The organism is Streptomyces cinnabarinus (assembly GCF_027270315.1).
Taxonomy (GTDB): domain Bacteria; phylum Actinomycetota; class Actinomycetes; order Streptomycetales; family Streptomycetaceae; genus Streptomyces; species Streptomyces cinnabarinus.
Genome location: NZ_CP114413.1, coordinates 6,204,413 through 6,218,412, shown reverse-complemented (window position 1 = coordinate 6,218,412; position 14,000 = coordinate 6,204,413). Strand labels below are relative to the sequence as shown.

General features: G+C 71.9%; 15 protein-coding genes. 5 read left to right on the top strand and 10 right to left on the bottom strand.

The window, feature by feature from the left end; all coding sequences use genetic code 11:
• Positions 1 to 85 precede the first annotated feature (85 nt).
• From STRCI_RS28305 to STRCI_RS28285, 5 genes are all read right to left on the bottom strand, one after another.
• A complete protein-coding gene (locus STRCI_RS28305) occupies positions 86 to 2,335 on the bottom strand; it encodes a putative bifunctional diguanylate cyclase/phosphodiesterase (protein WP_269661790.1) in 2,250 nt (749 codons plus the stop codon).
• A 269-nt stretch (positions 2,336 to 2,604) separates the two neighbouring features.
• Complete coding sequence (ligA, locus tag STRCI_RS28300; protein ID WP_269661789.1) at positions 2,605 to 4,797, bottom strand: NAD-dependent DNA ligase LigA; 2,193 nt, start codon at positions 4,795 to 4,797, stop codon at positions 2,605 to 2,607.
• A gap of 15 nt (positions 4,798 to 4,812) precedes the next feature.
• Entirely contained in the window at positions 4,813 to 5,814 is a 1,002-nt protein-coding gene (locus tag STRCI_RS28295; RefSeq protein WP_269661788.1) for a methionine synthase, read from the bottom strand.
• 34 nt (positions 5,815 to 5,848) lie between these two features.
• Complete coding sequence (locus STRCI_RS28290) at positions 5,849 to 6,547, bottom strand: SDR family oxidoreductase (protein ID WP_269661787.1); 699 nt, start codon at positions 6,545 to 6,547, stop codon at positions 5,849 to 5,851.
• A gap of 18 nt (positions 6,548 to 6,565) precedes the next feature.
• A complete protein-coding gene (locus STRCI_RS28285) occupies positions 6,566 to 7,105 on the bottom strand; it encodes an LOG family protein (RefSeq protein WP_269661786.1) in 540 nt (179 codons plus the stop codon).
• A 51-nt stretch (positions 7,106 to 7,156) separates the two neighbouring features.
• On the opposite strand from STRCI_RS28285, the gene STRCI_RS28280 reads away from it, so the two are divergent.
• The gene (locus STRCI_RS28280; RefSeq protein ID WP_269661785.1) at positions 7,157 to 7,480 is read left to right on the top strand and encodes a DUF427 domain-containing protein; all 324 of its coding nucleotides are present in this window, start codon (positions 7,157 to 7,159) and stop codon (positions 7,478 to 7,480) included.
• A gap of 36 nt (positions 7,481 to 7,516) precedes the next feature.
• A complete protein-coding gene (locus STRCI_RS28275; protein WP_269661784.1) occupies positions 7,517 to 8,299 on the top strand; it encodes an alpha/beta fold hydrolase in 783 nt (260 codons plus the stop codon).
• A 16-nt stretch (positions 8,300 to 8,315) separates the two neighbouring features.
• Here the strand turns inward: STRCI_RS28275 and mnmA are convergent, their stop codons facing one another.
• Positions 8,316 to 9,440 (bottom strand): tRNA 2-thiouridine(34) synthase MnmA, encoded by a 1,125-nt coding sequence (gene mnmA, locus STRCI_RS28270; RefSeq protein ID WP_269661783.1) that lies wholly within the window; start codon positions 9,438 to 9,440, stop codon positions 8,316 to 8,318.
• A 60-nt stretch (positions 9,441 to 9,500) separates the two neighbouring features.
• Between mnmA and STRCI_RS28265 the strand changes: the two genes are divergently transcribed.
• Positions 9,501 to 10,184: an N-acetylmuramoyl-L-alanine amidase gene (locus STRCI_RS28265; protein ID WP_269661782.1), complete on the top strand. Its 684-nt coding sequence runs from the start codon at positions 9,501 to 9,503 to the stop codon at positions 10,182 to 10,184.
• 18 nt (positions 10,185 to 10,202) lie between these two features.
• Here the strand turns inward: STRCI_RS28265 and STRCI_RS28260 are convergent, their stop codons facing one another.
• The 3 genes from STRCI_RS28260 to STRCI_RS28250 form a co-directional block, all read right to left on the bottom strand.
• On the bottom strand, positions 10,203 to 11,366 hold the full coding sequence (locus STRCI_RS28260; RefSeq protein ID WP_269661781.1) for a cysteine desulfurase family protein: 1,164 nt from the start codon (positions 11,364 to 11,366) through the stop codon (positions 10,203 to 10,205).
• An 82-nt stretch (positions 11,367 to 11,448) separates the two neighbouring features.
• Complete coding sequence (locus tag STRCI_RS28255; RefSeq protein WP_269661780.1) at positions 11,449 to 11,715, bottom strand: DUF4190 domain-containing protein; 267 nt, start codon at positions 11,713 to 11,715, stop codon at positions 11,449 to 11,451.
• A gap of 23 nt (positions 11,716 to 11,738) precedes the next feature.
• The gene (locus STRCI_RS28250; RefSeq protein ID WP_269661779.1) at positions 11,739 to 11,891 is read right to left on the bottom strand and encodes a hypothetical protein; all 153 of its coding nucleotides are present in this window, start codon (positions 11,889 to 11,891) and stop codon (positions 11,739 to 11,741) included.
• A 134-nt stretch (positions 11,892 to 12,025) separates the two neighbouring features.
• Between STRCI_RS28250 and STRCI_RS28245 the strand changes: the two genes are divergently transcribed.
• Both STRCI_RS28245 and STRCI_RS28240 read left to right on the top strand, forming a co-directional pair.
• Positions 12,026 to 12,655 carry a TetR family transcriptional regulator gene (locus STRCI_RS28245; RefSeq protein WP_269661778.1) on the top strand — a complete coding sequence of 210 codons (630 nt, stop codon included), beginning with the start codon at positions 12,026 to 12,028 and terminating at the stop codon, positions 12,653 to 12,655.
• A 130-nt stretch (positions 12,656 to 12,785) separates the two neighbouring features.
• Complete coding sequence (locus STRCI_RS28240; RefSeq protein ID WP_269661777.1) at positions 12,786 to 13,040, top strand: hypothetical protein; 255 nt, start codon at positions 12,786 to 12,788, stop codon at positions 13,038 to 13,040.
• Positions 13,041 to 13,123: 83 nt separating this feature from the next.
• Here STRCI_RS28240 and STRCI_RS28235 read toward each other — a convergent pair whose 3' ends face one another.
• Positions 13,124 to 13,975 (bottom strand): thioesterase family protein, encoded by an 852-nt coding sequence (locus STRCI_RS28235; RefSeq protein WP_269661776.1) that lies wholly within the window; start codon positions 13,973 to 13,975, stop codon positions 13,124 to 13,126.
• Positions 13,976 to 14,000: the final 25 nt, after the last annotated feature.

Genomic DNA, 14,000 nt, shown 5'->3' with positions numbered 1-14,000 from the left:
GAATGGGACGACTAGCCCCAATCCTATGGGGCGGGGGGCCGTGCCCGTGAAACGGTTTCCCCCCGCCGGTCCGTTGGGGGTGCCGCTACTCGTCGGTCGCCGCCGCGGGCAGCGCGGCGCGCGGCCGCTGCCAGCCGCGTGAACCCCGGGCCCGCAGCCAGGCCGTGGTCTCCTCGGGCGGCATCGCGGCCGCCACCAGCCAGCCCTGTACGGCGTCACAGCCCAGGTCGCGCAGCCGCTCCCAGGTCTCGTCGTCCTCGACGCCCTCGGCGACGACCAGCAGCCCGAGGGAATGCGCGAGGTCGACGGTGCAGCGCACGATCTCCGCGTCCTCGGTGTCGACGGCGAGCCGGGCGACGAAGGAGCGGTCGATCTTCAGCTCGCTGACGGGCAGTCGGCGCAGATGGACGAGGGAGGAGTACCCGGTGCCGAAGTCGTCCAGGGACATCTTCACGCCGTGTCCGGTCAGGCCCGCGAGGGTGTCGGCGGCGCGCTGCGGGTCCTCCAGCAGGACGTGCTCGGTTATCTCCAGCTGGAGCGCTCCCGCCGGGACGCCGTGCCGGGCCAGCCGGGCGGCGACGGACCCGGCGAAGCCCGGGGTGTGGACGTCGCGCGGGGAGACATTGACGGCGACCGGGACGTGCAGCCCCTGCGCCCGCCACTTGGCGACCTGGCCGAGCGCCGTCTCCAGCACGTACTCGGTGAGATAGGGCATCAGCCCGGAGGACTCGGCGATGGCTATGAACTCGTCCGGCGGCACCTTCCCGCGCTCCGGGTGCACCCAGCGAACCAGCGCCTCCAGACCGGCCACCTGGCCGTCGAAGCGGACCTTGGGCTGGTAGTGCAGCTGCACCTCGTGCGCGTCCAGCGCCCGGCGCAGATCGCCGAGGAGCCCGAGGCGGTCCGGGGTGTTGGAGTCCCGCTTGGACTCGTACACCTCCACGCCGGTGCGGTCCCGCTTGGCCTGGTACATCGCCACGTCGGCGCGGCGCAGCAGGCCCTCGGCGTCCAGGGCGTGGTCGGGGAAGACGGCGACTCCCGCGCTGGCCTCCAGGACCAGGGTGAGTCCGTCGAGGTCGAGCGGGGAGCTGAGGTCGGCGACCAGACTGCGGGCGACGCGGGTCGCGGAGGTCGTGGAGTCGGCGACCGGCAGTAAGACGGCGAACTCGTCACCACCCAGGCGGGCGGCCTCGGCCCCGCGCGGCAGGGCGAGCCGCAGCCGGTCGGCTATCTGGAGCAGCAGCCGGTCCCCGGCGAGATGCCCCAGGGTGTCATTGACCGATCGGAATCGGTCCAGGTCGATCAGCATCAGTGCGGACCGGGCACCGATCCGCTCGGCGTCGTCGAGCGCGGTCCAGATCCGCTCCAGCAGCCACTGCCGGTTGGGCAGCCCGGTCAGCGGGTCGCGCAGCTGCTCCTCGGCGCGGGCCCTGGCTATCCACAGGGTGGAGTCGAGGGCGATCAGCGGGATGGAGAACAGCGGAAGCAGCACCGGCTTGGCCATGGCGACGACGCAGACCAGCGGGGCGATGCCGAGCAGGGCGACCGCGACGAGGCCCTGTCTGACCAGGGCGGTGCGGGCGACGGTGGGCAGGCCCTTGTGGCGCGGGGCGTGCAGGTACCAGAGCAGGGTGCGGCTGACGAGGAGGTAGGCGGCGGCGACCAGCACCACCTCGGGGGCGGTGTAGAAGGTCCAGGTCTCGGGGTTCCAGGGGGCCTCGACCGAGGGCACCCGGCCGAAGGCGGCGAGCACCAGGGCGCCGGCGGCGATGCCGAGGATGTCCACCGAGCCGTGCAGGACGCCCTGCCGCCAGCGGTGGCGCCGGGCTATCCCGACCAGGACGACGACGGTGAGGCTGACCATTCCGGCGGGCACCCAGCCGTAGAGCATCAGGACGGCGAGGGTGAGGGCGGCGCCGGAGCCGGTGCCGCCCCACCAGCGGGCGCGGCCGAGGGCGACGAGATGGCCGACGATGATGCCGGTGAGCAGGGCCAGCGACCAGCCGACGGTGCCGGACGGGAAGAGGGCGTGGTCGCCGGTGAAGGCGCGGTAGAAGCCGGCGCCGAGCACGAAGCCGGCCGCCGCGACGACGGCCGCGGGCAGCGCGGGCCAGGACAGATGCCGTTCGGGCTCGCTCCCGGGCAGTCCGGGGACGGGCTCGACGGTGAGCTGTGCGGCGCCGCGGCCGTCCGCCGCGGTGAGCGTTCCGGGGACCCGCCCGGCCGGTCCCGGGCGCCCGGCGACCCACCCGGACCAGCGGCCGGTCCGCCAGGCGCCGGTGAACCGGCGCAGGCGCAGCCGTGACTCCGGGGCGGCGCTCTCGGTCGGTTCCATTCCCGTCCCTCTCACAGCCGGCGGTGCCCACGCCACGCGGTCCGCTGCCCGACATCCCCGGGCGGCACCGCGTTGGAAAACCCTTCCCCCGGCTCATCAAGAGCAAGGGAATGCCCCAACCGCAGTTGGGCACGGCAGGCGCACATCTCAACAGTAGGCCGCAGAAGGCTTCCGCGGGCAGCGGTCGTCGACGGTTGCCCGAATGCGCCCCAGCCACCCGTATGCATCTGGTATGCGCCGATCGGGTGGCCTTCAACCGCTACCGCCGCCTACTCCTCGGTCGGAAGCGCGACTTCGGCCGCCGCCTCGGGGCCCTGTTCCAGCAGGACTCTGAAGCCGTCCTCGTTCAGAACCGGCACCTTCAGCTGCATCGCCTTGTCGTACTTCGAACCAGGATTGTCACCCACGACGACGAATGACGTCTTCTTCGAAACCGAACCGGTCACCTTGGCTCCCCGGGTCTGGAGCTCCTCCTTGGCGCCGTCCCGGGTGAAACGCTCCAGAGTGCCGGTCACGACCACGGTCAGGCCCTCCAGCGGGCGTGGCCCCTCGTCCTCGCCGGAGCCCTCCTCCTCCATGCGCACGCCGGCCGCCCGCCACTTGCGGAGGATCTCCTGGTGCCACTCCTCGGCGAACCACTCCTTCAGCGAGGCCGCGATGATCCCGCCGACGCCGTCGGTGGCGGCCAGCTCCTCCTCACTGGCCTGCTCGATCCGCTCGATCGAGCGGAATTCGCGGGCCAGCGCCTCGGCGGCGACCGGTCCCACATGACGGATCGACAGGCCCGTGAGCACCCGGGCGAGGGGGCGTTCCTTGGCCGCTTGGATGTTCTCCAGCATGGCAAGCGCGTTCTTCTTCGCCTCGCCCTGCTGGTTGGCGAAGACCATGGCGACCTTCTCCTCGCCGCTCTTCGGGTCCCGCTTGGGCAGACCGCTGTCCTGGTCCAGGACGTACGCCTTGATGGGCAGCAGCCGCTCGATGGTGAGGTCGAACAGGTCGCCCTCGTCGACCAGCGGCGGCTCCGACGGCTCCAGCGGCTTGGTGAGGGCCGCGGCGGCGACGTAGCCGAAGTGCTCGATGTCCAGCGACTTGCGGCCCGCGAGGTAGAACAGGCGCTCCCGCAACTGCGCCGGGCAGCTCCGCGCGTTCGGGCAGCGCAGGTCGACGTCGCCCTCCTTCATGGGCCGCAGTGCCGTACCGCACTCGGGGCACTCGGCCGGCATCACGAACTCGCGCTCGCTGCCGTCGCGCAGGTCGGCGACCGGACCGAGGATCTCCGGGATGACGTCACCGGCCTTGCGCAGCACCACGGTGTCGCCGATCAGGACGCCCTTGGCCTTGACCACGTCCTGGTTGTGCAGGGTGGCGAACTCGACCTCGGAACCGGCCACCGTCACCGGCTCGACCTGGGCGTACGGCGTGACCCGGCCCGTACGGCCCACGCCCACCCGGATGTTGACCAGCTTGGTGTTGACCTCCTCCGGCGCGTACTTGTACGCGATGGCCCAGCGCGGAGCCCGGGAGGTGGAGCCGAGGCGGCCCTGGAGCGGGATCTCGTCGAGCTTGACGACGACGCCGTCGATCTCGTGCTCCACGGAGTGGCGGTTCTCGCCGTAGTACGCGATGAACGCGCGGACGCCGTCGAGGTCGCCGACCACCTTGTTGTGCCGGGAGGTGGGCAGGCCCCAGGTCTTGAGCAGGTCGTACGCCTGGGAGAGGCGGGTCAGGCCCTCGAAGCCCTCCAGGGCGCCGATGCCGTGGACGACCATGTGCAGCGGCCGGGTGGCGGTGACCCGCGGGTCCTTCTGGCGCAGCGAACCGGCCGCGGCGTTGCGCGGGTTGGCGAAGGGCTTGTCACCGGCCGCGACCAGGCGGGCGTTGAGCTCCTCGAACTTCTCCATCGGGAAGTAGACCTCGCCGCGGATCTCCACCAGGTCCGGGACGCCGTCGCCGCTGAGCCGGTCCGGGATCTCGGCGATGGTGCGCACGTTCGGCGTGATGTCCTCGCCGGTACGGCCGTCGCCGCGGGTCGCCGCACGGGTGAGCCGTCCCCGCTCGTACGTCAGGTTCACGGCGAGGCCGTCGACCTTCAGCTCGCACAGGAAGTGGTACACGGAGGCGCCGACGTCCTTGTGGACGCGCTCGGCCCAGGCGGCGAGCTCCAGGTCGTCGAAGGCGTTGTCCAGCGAGAGCATCCGCTGCCGGTGCTGGACGGCGGTGAACTCCGTCTCGTACGCGCCCGCGACCTTCTGGGTCGGCGAGTCCGGGGTGCGCAGCTCCGAGTACTCCTCCTCCAGGGCCTCCAGCGCGCGCAGGAGCTTGTCGAACTCCGCGTCGCTGACGACCGGGGCGTCCTTCACGTAGTACCGGAAGCGGTGCTCCTCGATCTGCTCAGCGAGCTTGGCGTGCTTCTCCCGCGCCTCGGCGGGCACCGTCGTCTCCGCTTGCTTGTCGCCGGCCACCGTGTGGTCCTCCCGTTACTCTGGGTTGTCCGCGAGGGATCTCGCCGCCCGGACACAGTGCGCGAGGGCCTTGCGGGCGTACGCGGGGGAAGCGCCCGCGAGACCGCACGCCGGAGTGAGCGTGACGGACTCCGCGAGAAGCCCCGGTCGCAGCCCCAGCCTGCGCCACAGCGTCCTGACACCCATGACGCTACCGGCAGGGTCTGACAATGGGCCGTCCGTGCCGGGGACGACACCCGCGAACAGCCGGGTGCCCGCCTCGACCGCCTCGCCGATCGTGTCGTCGTCACGCTCGGTGAGGAGAGTGAAGTCGAACGAGATCGCTGCCGCGCCCGCTCGGCGCAGCAGGGCGAAGGGGACGTCCGGTGCGCACGAGTGCACCACGACGGGGTTGTCGGCGTGAACCCCGATGACGTCGCGGAGTGCGGACTCCACGACCTGGCGGTCCACGGCCCGGTGCGTGCGGTACCCGCTGGCGGACTTCACCTGCCCCCGGAGGACGGCGGTGAGGGACGGCTCGTCGAGTTGGAGGACGAGCTGGGCGCCGGGGATCCGGCGGCGCAGTTCCGCGAGGTGCAGCCGCAGACCCTCGGCCAGGGAGGCGGTGAGGTCGCGGCAGGCGCCGGGGTCGGAGAGGGCGACCTCGCCGTTCCTCAGCTCAAGGGCGGCGGCGAGCGTCCACGGCCCGACCGCCTGCACCTTGAGCTGTCCCTCGTACCCCTGGACGAACTCCTCCAGCGCGTCGAGGTCCTCACCGAGCCAGGAACGGGCCCGCCGGGTGTCCCTCCCGGGCCGGTCCCCGATCCGCCAGCCACTGGGCTCGACGCGCGCGTACAGCTCGACGAGCATCCCCGCGGTCCGTCCGATCATGTCGGCGCCGGGCCCGCGGGCGGGCTGCTCGGCCAGGAACGGGAAGTCCTCGAACGACCCGACGACCGTCTTGGCCGCCTCCCGGGCATCGGTGCCGGGCATGGACCCGACGCCGGTGGCGGAGGCAAACCTGAAATGTGCGTTCACGCGGGGAAGCCTACGTATCCCGTCGAATCCGGAGTCAGCGGCCCGGGCGGACCGTCACGTCGTTGATCTCCGCGTCCCTGGGGAGGTCCAGGGCCGTGAGGATGGTGGTGGCCACCGATTCCGGGTCGATCCACTGGGACTCGTCGTACGTCTTGCCCTCCTGCTGGTGGACCTTCGCCTGCATGGGGCTCGCCGTACGGCCGGGGTAGACCGAGGTGACCCGGACGCCGTGGCCGTGCTCCTCGTGGCGCAGGGAGTCCGCCAGGGCCTTCAGGCCGTGCTTGGAGGCGGCGTAGGCGGACCAGTCGGCGTGGGCGTTCAGGCCCGCGCCGGAGTTGACGAAGATCACGTGGCCGTGGGTGGCCCGCAGCTGCGGCAGGAAGTGGCGGGTCAGCTCGGCGGGCGAGATGAGGTTGACGTTGAGCTGGTGCCGCCAGGTCTTCGGGGTCAGGTCACCGACCCGCCCGAGGTCCACCACACCCGCGATGTGCAGCAGCGAGTCCACCCGGTCCGGCAGGGACTGGTGCGAGAACGCCCAGGACAGCTTGTCGGGGTCCGACAGGTCCCCGACCAGCGTCCGGGCCCCGGGGAACGTCGCCGCCAGCTCCTTCGCGCGCCCCGCGTCGCGCGCGTGCAGCACGAGTTCGTCCCCGCGCGCGTGCAGCCGCCGCGCCACGGCCGCGCCGATTCCGGAACCGGCCCCGGTGATCACATGAGTAGCCATGTGCGCCATCGTCCCACCTGGGCATCGTCACTCCACGCCGTGGCTCTCCTCCAGATACGCCAGCGCCCCCACCGGCTCCTCCGCGAAGAACACCAGGTCGGTCAGGGGTCGGGGCAGGAAGCCCTCGTCCTCCATCCGCCGGAACTGCTCCTTCAGGCCGTCGTAGAAGCCCGCCGTGTTCAGCAGGACGACCGGCTTGTCGGTGTGGCCGTGCTTCTTCAGCTCCAGGATCTCGGTCGCCTCGTCCAGCGTGCCGGTACCGCCGACCATGACCACCACCGCGTCGGCCTTCTCCAGCAGCAGCCGCTTGCGCTCGGCGAGGTCCTTGGCGACGACCATCTCGTCGGCGCCCGCGCGGGCCTTGGCGGCCAGGAAGTCCACCGAGACGCCGAGCAGCCGCCCGCCCGCCTGCTGCACCCCGTCGGCGACCACCTTCATCAGCCCCACGTCGGAGCCGCCCCACACGAGCGTGTGACCGCCCTTGCCCAGCAGGTTCGCGAACTCCCGCGCGGGGCGGGTGTAACGCTCGTCCAGATCGGCCGCGGAGAGGAAGACGCAGATTCGCATGGAGCCACCGTACGCGGGAAGAACCGGCGCCCGGAGAGCGCTCCTACCAACATGGCTGAAGGACACACGATCACGATCGAGCACGGCACTCAGCGCGTACGGGTCGTCCACGGCGACCAGGTCCTCGCGGAGAGCGACCGCCCGCTCCTGCTCCGGGAGACCGGCTGTCCGGTGCGCTACTACCTCCCCGCCGAGGACGTACGCCTGGACCTCCTGACCCCCTCCGACACCCACACCTACTGCCCCTTCAAGGGCACGGCCTCCTACTGGTCACTGCCGGACGCCCCGGACCTGGTCTGGACATACCCGGAGCCCAAGCCGGACGTCGCCGAGATCAAGGACCACCTGTGCTTCTACGAAGTAGAAGTGTTGTGAGCGATTAGTCCCGTTCCCGGTGGCAGGCTGTCGGGCATGGGACTCAAGAGCGTTTCGCGCGATGGCACCTCCCTCGCCTACGAGAGCACCGGTGACGGCCCGGCTGTCGTCCTCGTCAGTGGCGCGATGTCCACGGGGGCGACCCTCGCGCCGCTGGCGCAGTTGCTCGCGGAGCGCCGGTTCACCGTGGTGACGTACGACCGCCGGGGCCGTGGGGAGAGCGGCGACACGGCGCCGTACGAGGTGGCCCGTGAGGTGGAGGATCTCGGGGTGCTGATCGAGGCGGTGGGCGGCGAGGCGGCGCTGTGCGGGGTCTCCTCGGGCGGCGCGCTGGCCCTGGAGGCGGCGGCGAGCGGGCTGCCGGTGCGTCAGGTGGCGGTGTACGAGACGCCGTTCGCCGTGCACGAAGGGGGCAGGGCGGCGTGGGCCGAGTACACCGAGCGGCTCGGTGAGGCGCTCGGGCAGGGCAGGCGCGGGGACGCCGTGGCGCTGTTCCTGCGGCTCACCGGGCTCGCCGAGGAGATGATCCAGGGCGCCCGCCAGGCCCCCATGTGGGCCGGGATGGAGGCCGTCGCCCCGAGCCTCGCGTACGACGCGGCCGTGATGGGCGACTGTGCGGTGCCGCGAGCCCGTCTCACGGCGATCCGGGTGCCGGTGCTGGCGGTCGCGGGCGGCGCCAGCCCCGCGTGGATGCGGGAGGCCGCGCAGGCCGTCGCGGAGGCGGCGCCGCAGGGCGCGTACCGGAGCCTGGAGGGCCAGACCCACATGGTGGAACCTCAGGTGCTCGGGCCGGTGCTGGCGGAGTTCTTCGGCGCCTAGCGGGTCGCGGGACCGCTCAGGCCACGTCCGCCGTCGCGCGCGTGGTCGTCGAGATCGTCGCCGAGCCCACCACGCGCGTGTCGTCGTACAGGACGATCGCCTGGCCGGGGGCCACGCCGCGGGCCGGCTCGGTGAAGGTGACCTCCAGGGTGCCGTCGACGAGTTCGGCGGTGACCTCGGTCTCGCCGCCGTGGGCGCGGAGCTGGGCGGTGTAGGTGCCGGGGCCGGTCGGGGCGGTGCCGCACCAGCGGGGCTTGATCGCGCGCAGGGCGGTGACGTCGAGGGCGGCGGCCGGGCCGACCGTGACGGTGTTGTCGACCGGGGAGATGTCGAGGACGTAGCGCGGCTTGCCGTCGGCGGCCGGGGTGCCGATGCGCAGGCCCTTGCGCTGGCCGATGGTGAAGCCGTAGGCGCCCTCGTGGGTGCCCAGCTTGGCGCCGGCCTCGTCGACGATGTCGCCCTCGGCCTTGCCGAGCCGGCCGGCCAGGAAGCCCTGGGTGTCGCCGTCGGCGATGAAGCAGATGTCGTGGGAGTCGGGCTTCTTCGCGACCGCGAGCCCCCGGACCTCGGCCTCCGCGCGGATCTCGTCCTTCGTCGTCACGGTGTCGCCGAGCGGGAAGAGCGCGTGCGCGAGCTGCCGCTCGTCCAGCACTCCGAGGACGTAGGACTGGTCCTTGGCCATGTCGGAGGCGCGGTGCAGCTCACGGGAGCCGTCGGCCAGTGTGACGACCTTGGCGTAGTGGCCGGTGCAGACCGCGTCGAAGCCCAGGGCCAGCGCCTTGTCCAGCAGCGCCGCGAACTTGATCTTCTCGTTGCAGCGCAGGCAGGGGTTCGGGGTGCGGCCGGCCTCGTACTCGGCGATGAAGTCCTCGACCACGTCCTCGCGGAAGCGGTCGGCGAGGTCCCAGACGTAGAAGGGGATGCCGATGACGTCCGCGGCGCGGCGGGCGTCGCGCGAGTCCTCGATGGTGCAACAGCCCCGCGCGCCGGTTCGGAAGGACTGCGGGTTCGCGGAGAGGGCCAGGTGGACACCGGTGACGTCGTGGCCGGCTTCCGCGGCGCGGGCGGCGGCGACGGCGGAGTCCACACCGCCGGACATGGCGGCGAGTACGCGAAGGGGGCGCTGCGGGGTGTCAGTCATAACTCTTCAAGAGTACGGGTCCGCGGGAACCGGAGCCGCCGGGTATCCGTTGACGATCACATGGGGGCGAGGAAGGCATCCAAGGGCAAGAGCGGCGGCACGGACGCGGACCGGCGCATCGGGCGGCGGGCGCTGCTGATCGGCGGCGCGGCGGCCGCGCTGGGCACCGCGGTGCTGGCGCGCGACGAACTGGGGCGGCTGTGGTGGCGGATGCCCGGGGTGGAGAAGCCGCGCAAGGAGGGCGAGGTCGACTTCGCGGGCGCTCGCTGGGTGGCGGCCTCGGACGCGAACTGGCGGCGCGCGGACCGGCCGGACGACTACGGCGTCGACATGGTGGTCATCCATGTCACCCAGGGCAGTTTCGACAGCGCCGTGAAGGTGTTCCAGGACCCGGAGCACGGCGCCGCGGCGCACTACATCGTCCGCAAGGACGGCCATGTCACGCAGATGATCCGTGAGCTGGACGTGGCGTATCACGCGGGCAACCGCGACTTCAACGAACGCAGTGTCGGCATCGAGCACGAGGGGTTCGTGGACCGGCCCGAGGGCTTCACGGACGAGATGTACGCCGCTTCGGCCCGCCTCACGGCCCGGATATGCGCGCGTTACGACATCCCCGTCGACCGTGAGCACATCATCGGCCATGTGGAGGTGCCGGGCACGGACCACACCGATCCGGGCGAACACTGGGACTGGAAGCGGTACATGAAGCTGGTGCGGCAGGCGCGTACGACGCCGGCGTGAGCCCGCCCAGCCCCTCGGCTAGCTGAGACCCGCGGCCCGTGCCCGCTCCACCGCCGGTCCGATCGCCTTGGCGACCGCCTCGACGTCGGCCTCCGTGGAGGTGTGGCCGAGGGAGAAGCGGAGGGTGCCGCGGGCGAGGTCCGGGTCGGTTCCGGTGGCGAGCAGGACGTGGCTGGGCTGGGCGACACCGGCGGTGCAGGCGGAGCCGGTGGAGCATTCGATGCCCTGGGCGTCCAGCAGGAGCAGCAGGGAGTCGCCCTCGCAGCCGGGGAACATGAAGTGGGCGTTGGCCGGAAGGCGGTCCACCGGGTCGCCGCCGAGGATCGCGTCCGGGACGGCGGCGCGGACCGCCGCGATCAGATCGTCGCGCAGGGCGCCGATCTCCCGGGCGAACCACTCGCGCTGCTCGGCGGCGAGCCGGCCGGCGACGGCGAAGGAGGCGACGGCGGGGACGTCGAGGGTGCCGGAGCGGACCTGGCGCTCCTGGCCGCCGCCGTGCAGCACGGGGACGGGGCTCTGGTCGCGGCCGAGGAGCAGGGCGCCGATGCCGTAGGGGCCGCCGATCTTGTGTCCGGAGACGGTCATCGCGGCGAGCCCGGAGGCGGCGAAGTCGACGTCGAGCTGGCCGAAGGCCTGGACGGCGTCGGCATGCAGCGGGACACCGAACTCGGCGGCGGCGTCGGCGAGTTCACGGACCGGCATGATCGTGCCGATCTCGTTGTTGGCCCACATGACGGTGGCCAGGGCCACGTCGTCGGGGTTGCGGGCGATGGCCTCGCGCAGGGCCTCGGGGTGGACCCGGCCGTACGCGTCGACCGGGAGGTACTCGACGGTGGCGCCCTCGTGTTCGCCGAGCCAGTGCACCGCGTCGAGGACGGCGTGGTGCTCGACGGGGGAGGCCAGCACCCGGGTGCGGGCCGGGTCGGCGTCGCGGCGGGACCAGTACAGGCCCTTGACCGCGAGGTTGTCGGCCTCGGTGCCGCCCGAGGTGAGCACGACCTCGCTGGGGCGGGCGCCGAGCGCTTCCGCGAGGGTCTCGCGGGATTCCTCGACGGTACGGCGGGCTCTGCGGCCGGATGCGTGCAGAGAGGAGGCGTTGCCGGTGACGCTCAGGTGCGCGGCGAGTGCCTCGACCGCCTCGGGAAGCATCGGGGTGGTCGCGGCGTGGTCGAGGTAAGCCATGGTGAGCTGATTCTACGGGCCTGCCCGGTGGCCGTAGGCATGGGTCGTCGGCCGTTGAGCGTGGGCTGTGGCCGGCTCGGGTTCAGAAGCTCCAGGACACCGTGTTGTCCATCTGCATGAACGTGAGCAGGACCAACAGGTCGGCCACGCCCAGGCCCAGGCCCAGATACGCGCGGCCGCGGCGGGTGGTTCCGCGCCAGAGGGACACGGCGGCCAGGGCCATGGCGATCGGGCCGAGGAAGACGTTGAGGACCAGAAGCCCTACCAGGCCGAGGATGAAGGACGCGACGGCCATGCCGTCGGCGTCACGGGTGAGCGGGCGGCCGGTCGTCGGGGCTGTGAGTTGCATGGTGGGTCAACTCCCTGTGCGGGTCAGTGGCGGCGGGCGTGGCGCTCGCGGAGCGCGAAGACGCCCAGCCAGGCGGCGATGACTACGGCGGCTACGACGGTGAAGCCGAGCGGTGCGTGGGCCACGGTGCCCATGACGACGCCCAGCAGCAGGAGCGCGGCAACGAGGAACAGCATGGGATGGGATCCCCCTCCGAGATGCGTCTCGTGACGTTTCGGTGAACGGTTGTAGTTACAGTTGTTCACTGACTACTGAGTCTAGCGCGCCCGAAGGCTTTTCAATTCCAGAGAACAGTTGTTAACTGCATGGCATGAGTCACACCCTCGGCATCCGGCAGGCCCAGAAGCAGAAGACCCGACAGGCGCTCCTGGACGCCGCGTTGGGGCTGCTGGAGGAGCAGAGCCTGAGCAGTCTGGGTCTGCGCGAGGTCACCCGTGCCGTCGGCGTCGCCCCCACCGCCTTCTACCGGCACTTCCGCTCCACCGCGGATCTCGGCGTCGCGCTGGTCGAGGAGGCGCTGGGCAGCCTGCACCCGATGATCCGGACCACCGTCTCCGCCGACGGCGACCCCGATGAACGCATAGCCCGCGCCATCGAGTTGATCGCCGGCCATGTCGCCAGGCACCCGGCCCACGTCCGCTTCATCGCCCGCGAGCGGCACGGCGGCGTCCAGTCGGTGCGCGCGGCCATCCAGGACCAACTCGCCCGCTTCGGCGAGGAGGTGAAGCACGAGCTCGCCAAGGACCCGCTGTCCGGGGGCTGGAGCGACCAGGACCTGCTGATGCTGGCCAACCTCTACGTCGACCAGATGCTGATGATCGCCTCCCTCTTCCTGGACACCCTGGACAAGGACGCCGGGGACGAACGGCAGCGGGTGGTCGAGGACGCCACCCGCCGGATGCGGCTGATCAGCATCGGCCGCCGCCACTGGCTGGACTGAGCGAGCACTGAGCGAGCGGCGAGGACGTACCGCGCGCCTCCCCCGTCAGCCCTGCTGAGCCTGCTGCCCCGGCCCGCCACCGCAGCCGCCGCCCACCCCGCCGGGACCGCCGCTCGGCATCCCGGACGGCATGCCCGAAGGGCCCCCGCTCGGCGCGCCCGAAGGAGCACCCGAGGGCGCCCCGGACGGCATGCCCGACGGCGCCCCGCTCGGCATCCCCGAAGCCGGCCGGCAGTTCCCCTGCCCCGTGTCGCCGGAGTCGGTGGAGGACGACGAGTCGCCCGAGCCGCAGGCCACCAACGCCAGGGGTGAGAGCACCAGCAGGGCCACCGCGGGGACGAGACGCGCACGCTTCATGAGAAACAGCTCCAAGAACGATGAGTGAGTCCTGAGCCAGACACTCAACCAACGTCACTTAGGGCTTCCTTGGGGCCACCCTGTCCCTGTCCTGTCAGTGTCTCCGGAGCGTCAGCCCAGACGCACCCGGGCCAACTGCCGCGACTGGGCCACCAGTCGGCCCTCCGTGTCCCAGACCTCCGCGTCCTCCTCCAGGAAGCCGCCCGCCAGGTTGCGGGTCGTGATGGACACCCGAAGGGGGCCGGGGGCCGGGCGGCAGCGGATGTGGGCCGTCAGTTCCACCGTGGGGACCCAGCCCTTGATGCCGAGTTCGAAGGCGGTCGGGGGCAGCGCGTCCACCGCCAGGAGCAGGGAGAGGGGGTCGGCGTCGCGGCCGTCGGCCAGGCCGAACCAGGCCCGCATCTCACCCTTGCCGGAGGGGGCGCCGAGGGCCCAGCCCAGCGTCGCGGGGTCCAGCTTGATCATCAGGCGGTCGGTGATGGCCGAGCTGCCGGGGACCGGGGCGGGGCTGTCCTGGGGGCCGAAGCACTGGTCCATCGGCGGGATCGCGGGCGGCTGCGCGGTCGTACGGACGTCGTCGGGGAGGGAGTCGAGGTCGCCGTAGGAGGCGAGGACCCGGATGCGTTCGATCTCCCGGCCCTGCTCGTCGTACTGGAGGAGCGAGGCCTGGCCGGTGGACAGGGTGCGGCCGGTGCGGACCACGGAGGTGCGGACCACGGCCGGTCCCGGCTGGGACGCGGTCAGGTAGTGCGCCGAGATCGTGAACGGGTCGGCGTGCGGCAGGGCATCGGCGAGCGCGCGGCCGAGGATCGCCAGCAGATAGCCGCCGTTGACGGCGCTGATGATGGTCCAGCCGGCGGAGAGGTCGATGTCGTAGACCCCGGGCTCGCGCAGGGTGAGCGCGGTGTCGCGGTCGAACTCGCTGTCGCCGATGGTGGCCTGCGTGAACGCTGCTTCTGGCATGAGTGAACGGTACAACAGCTAACTA

Excerpts from the sequence above, each read along its gene's own strand:
- STRCI_RS28305 (WP_269661790.1), bottom strand. The coding sequence starts at position 2,335 with ATGGAACCGACCGAGAGCGCCGCCCCGGAGTCACGGCTGCGCCTGCGC.
- STRCI_RS28280 (WP_269661785.1), top strand. The coding sequence starts at position 7,157 with ATGGCTGAAGGACACACGATCACGATCGAGCACGGCACTCAGCGCGTA.
- STRCI_RS28250 (WP_269661779.1), bottom strand. The coding sequence starts at position 11,891 with ATGCTGTTCCTCGTTGCCGCGCTCCTGCTGCTGGGCGTCGTCATGGGC.
- STRCI_RS28240 (WP_269661777.1), top strand. The coding sequence starts at position 12,786 with ATGCCCGAAGGGCCCCCGCTCGGCGCGCCCGAAGGAGCACCCGAGGGC.
- mnmA (WP_269661783.1), bottom strand. The coding sequence starts at position 9,440 with ATGACTGACACCCCGCAGCGCCCCCTTCGCGTACTCGCCGCCATGTCC.
- STRCI_RS28245 (WP_269661778.1), top strand. The coding sequence starts at position 12,026 with ATGAGTCACACCCTCGGCATCCGGCAGGCCCAGAAGCAGAAGACCCGA.
- STRCI_RS28260 (WP_269661781.1), bottom strand. The coding sequence starts at position 11,366 with ATGGCTTACCTCGACCACGCCGCGACCACCCCGATGCTTCCCGAGGCG.
- STRCI_RS28275 (WP_269661784.1), top strand. The coding sequence starts at position 7,517 with ATGGGACTCAAGAGCGTTTCGCGCGATGGCACCTCCCTCGCCTACGAG.
- STRCI_RS28265 (WP_269661782.1), top strand. The coding sequence starts at position 9,501 with ATGGGGGCGAGGAAGGCATCCAAGGGCAAGAGCGGCGGCACGGACGCG.
- STRCI_RS28285 (WP_269661786.1), bottom strand. The coding sequence starts at position 7,105 with ATGCGAATCTGCGTCTTCCTCTCCGCGGCCGATCTGGACGAGCGTTAC.
- STRCI_RS28290 (WP_269661787.1), bottom strand. The coding sequence starts at position 6,547 with ATGGCGCACATGGCTACTCATGTGATCACCGGGGCCGGTTCCGGAATC.
- STRCI_RS28255 (WP_269661780.1), bottom strand. The coding sequence starts at position 11,715 with ATGCAACTCACAGCCCCGACGACCGGCCGCCCGCTCACCCGTGACGCC.
- STRCI_RS28235 (WP_269661776.1), bottom strand. The coding sequence starts at position 13,975 with ATGCCAGAAGCAGCGTTCACGCAGGCCACCATCGGCGACAGCGAGTTC.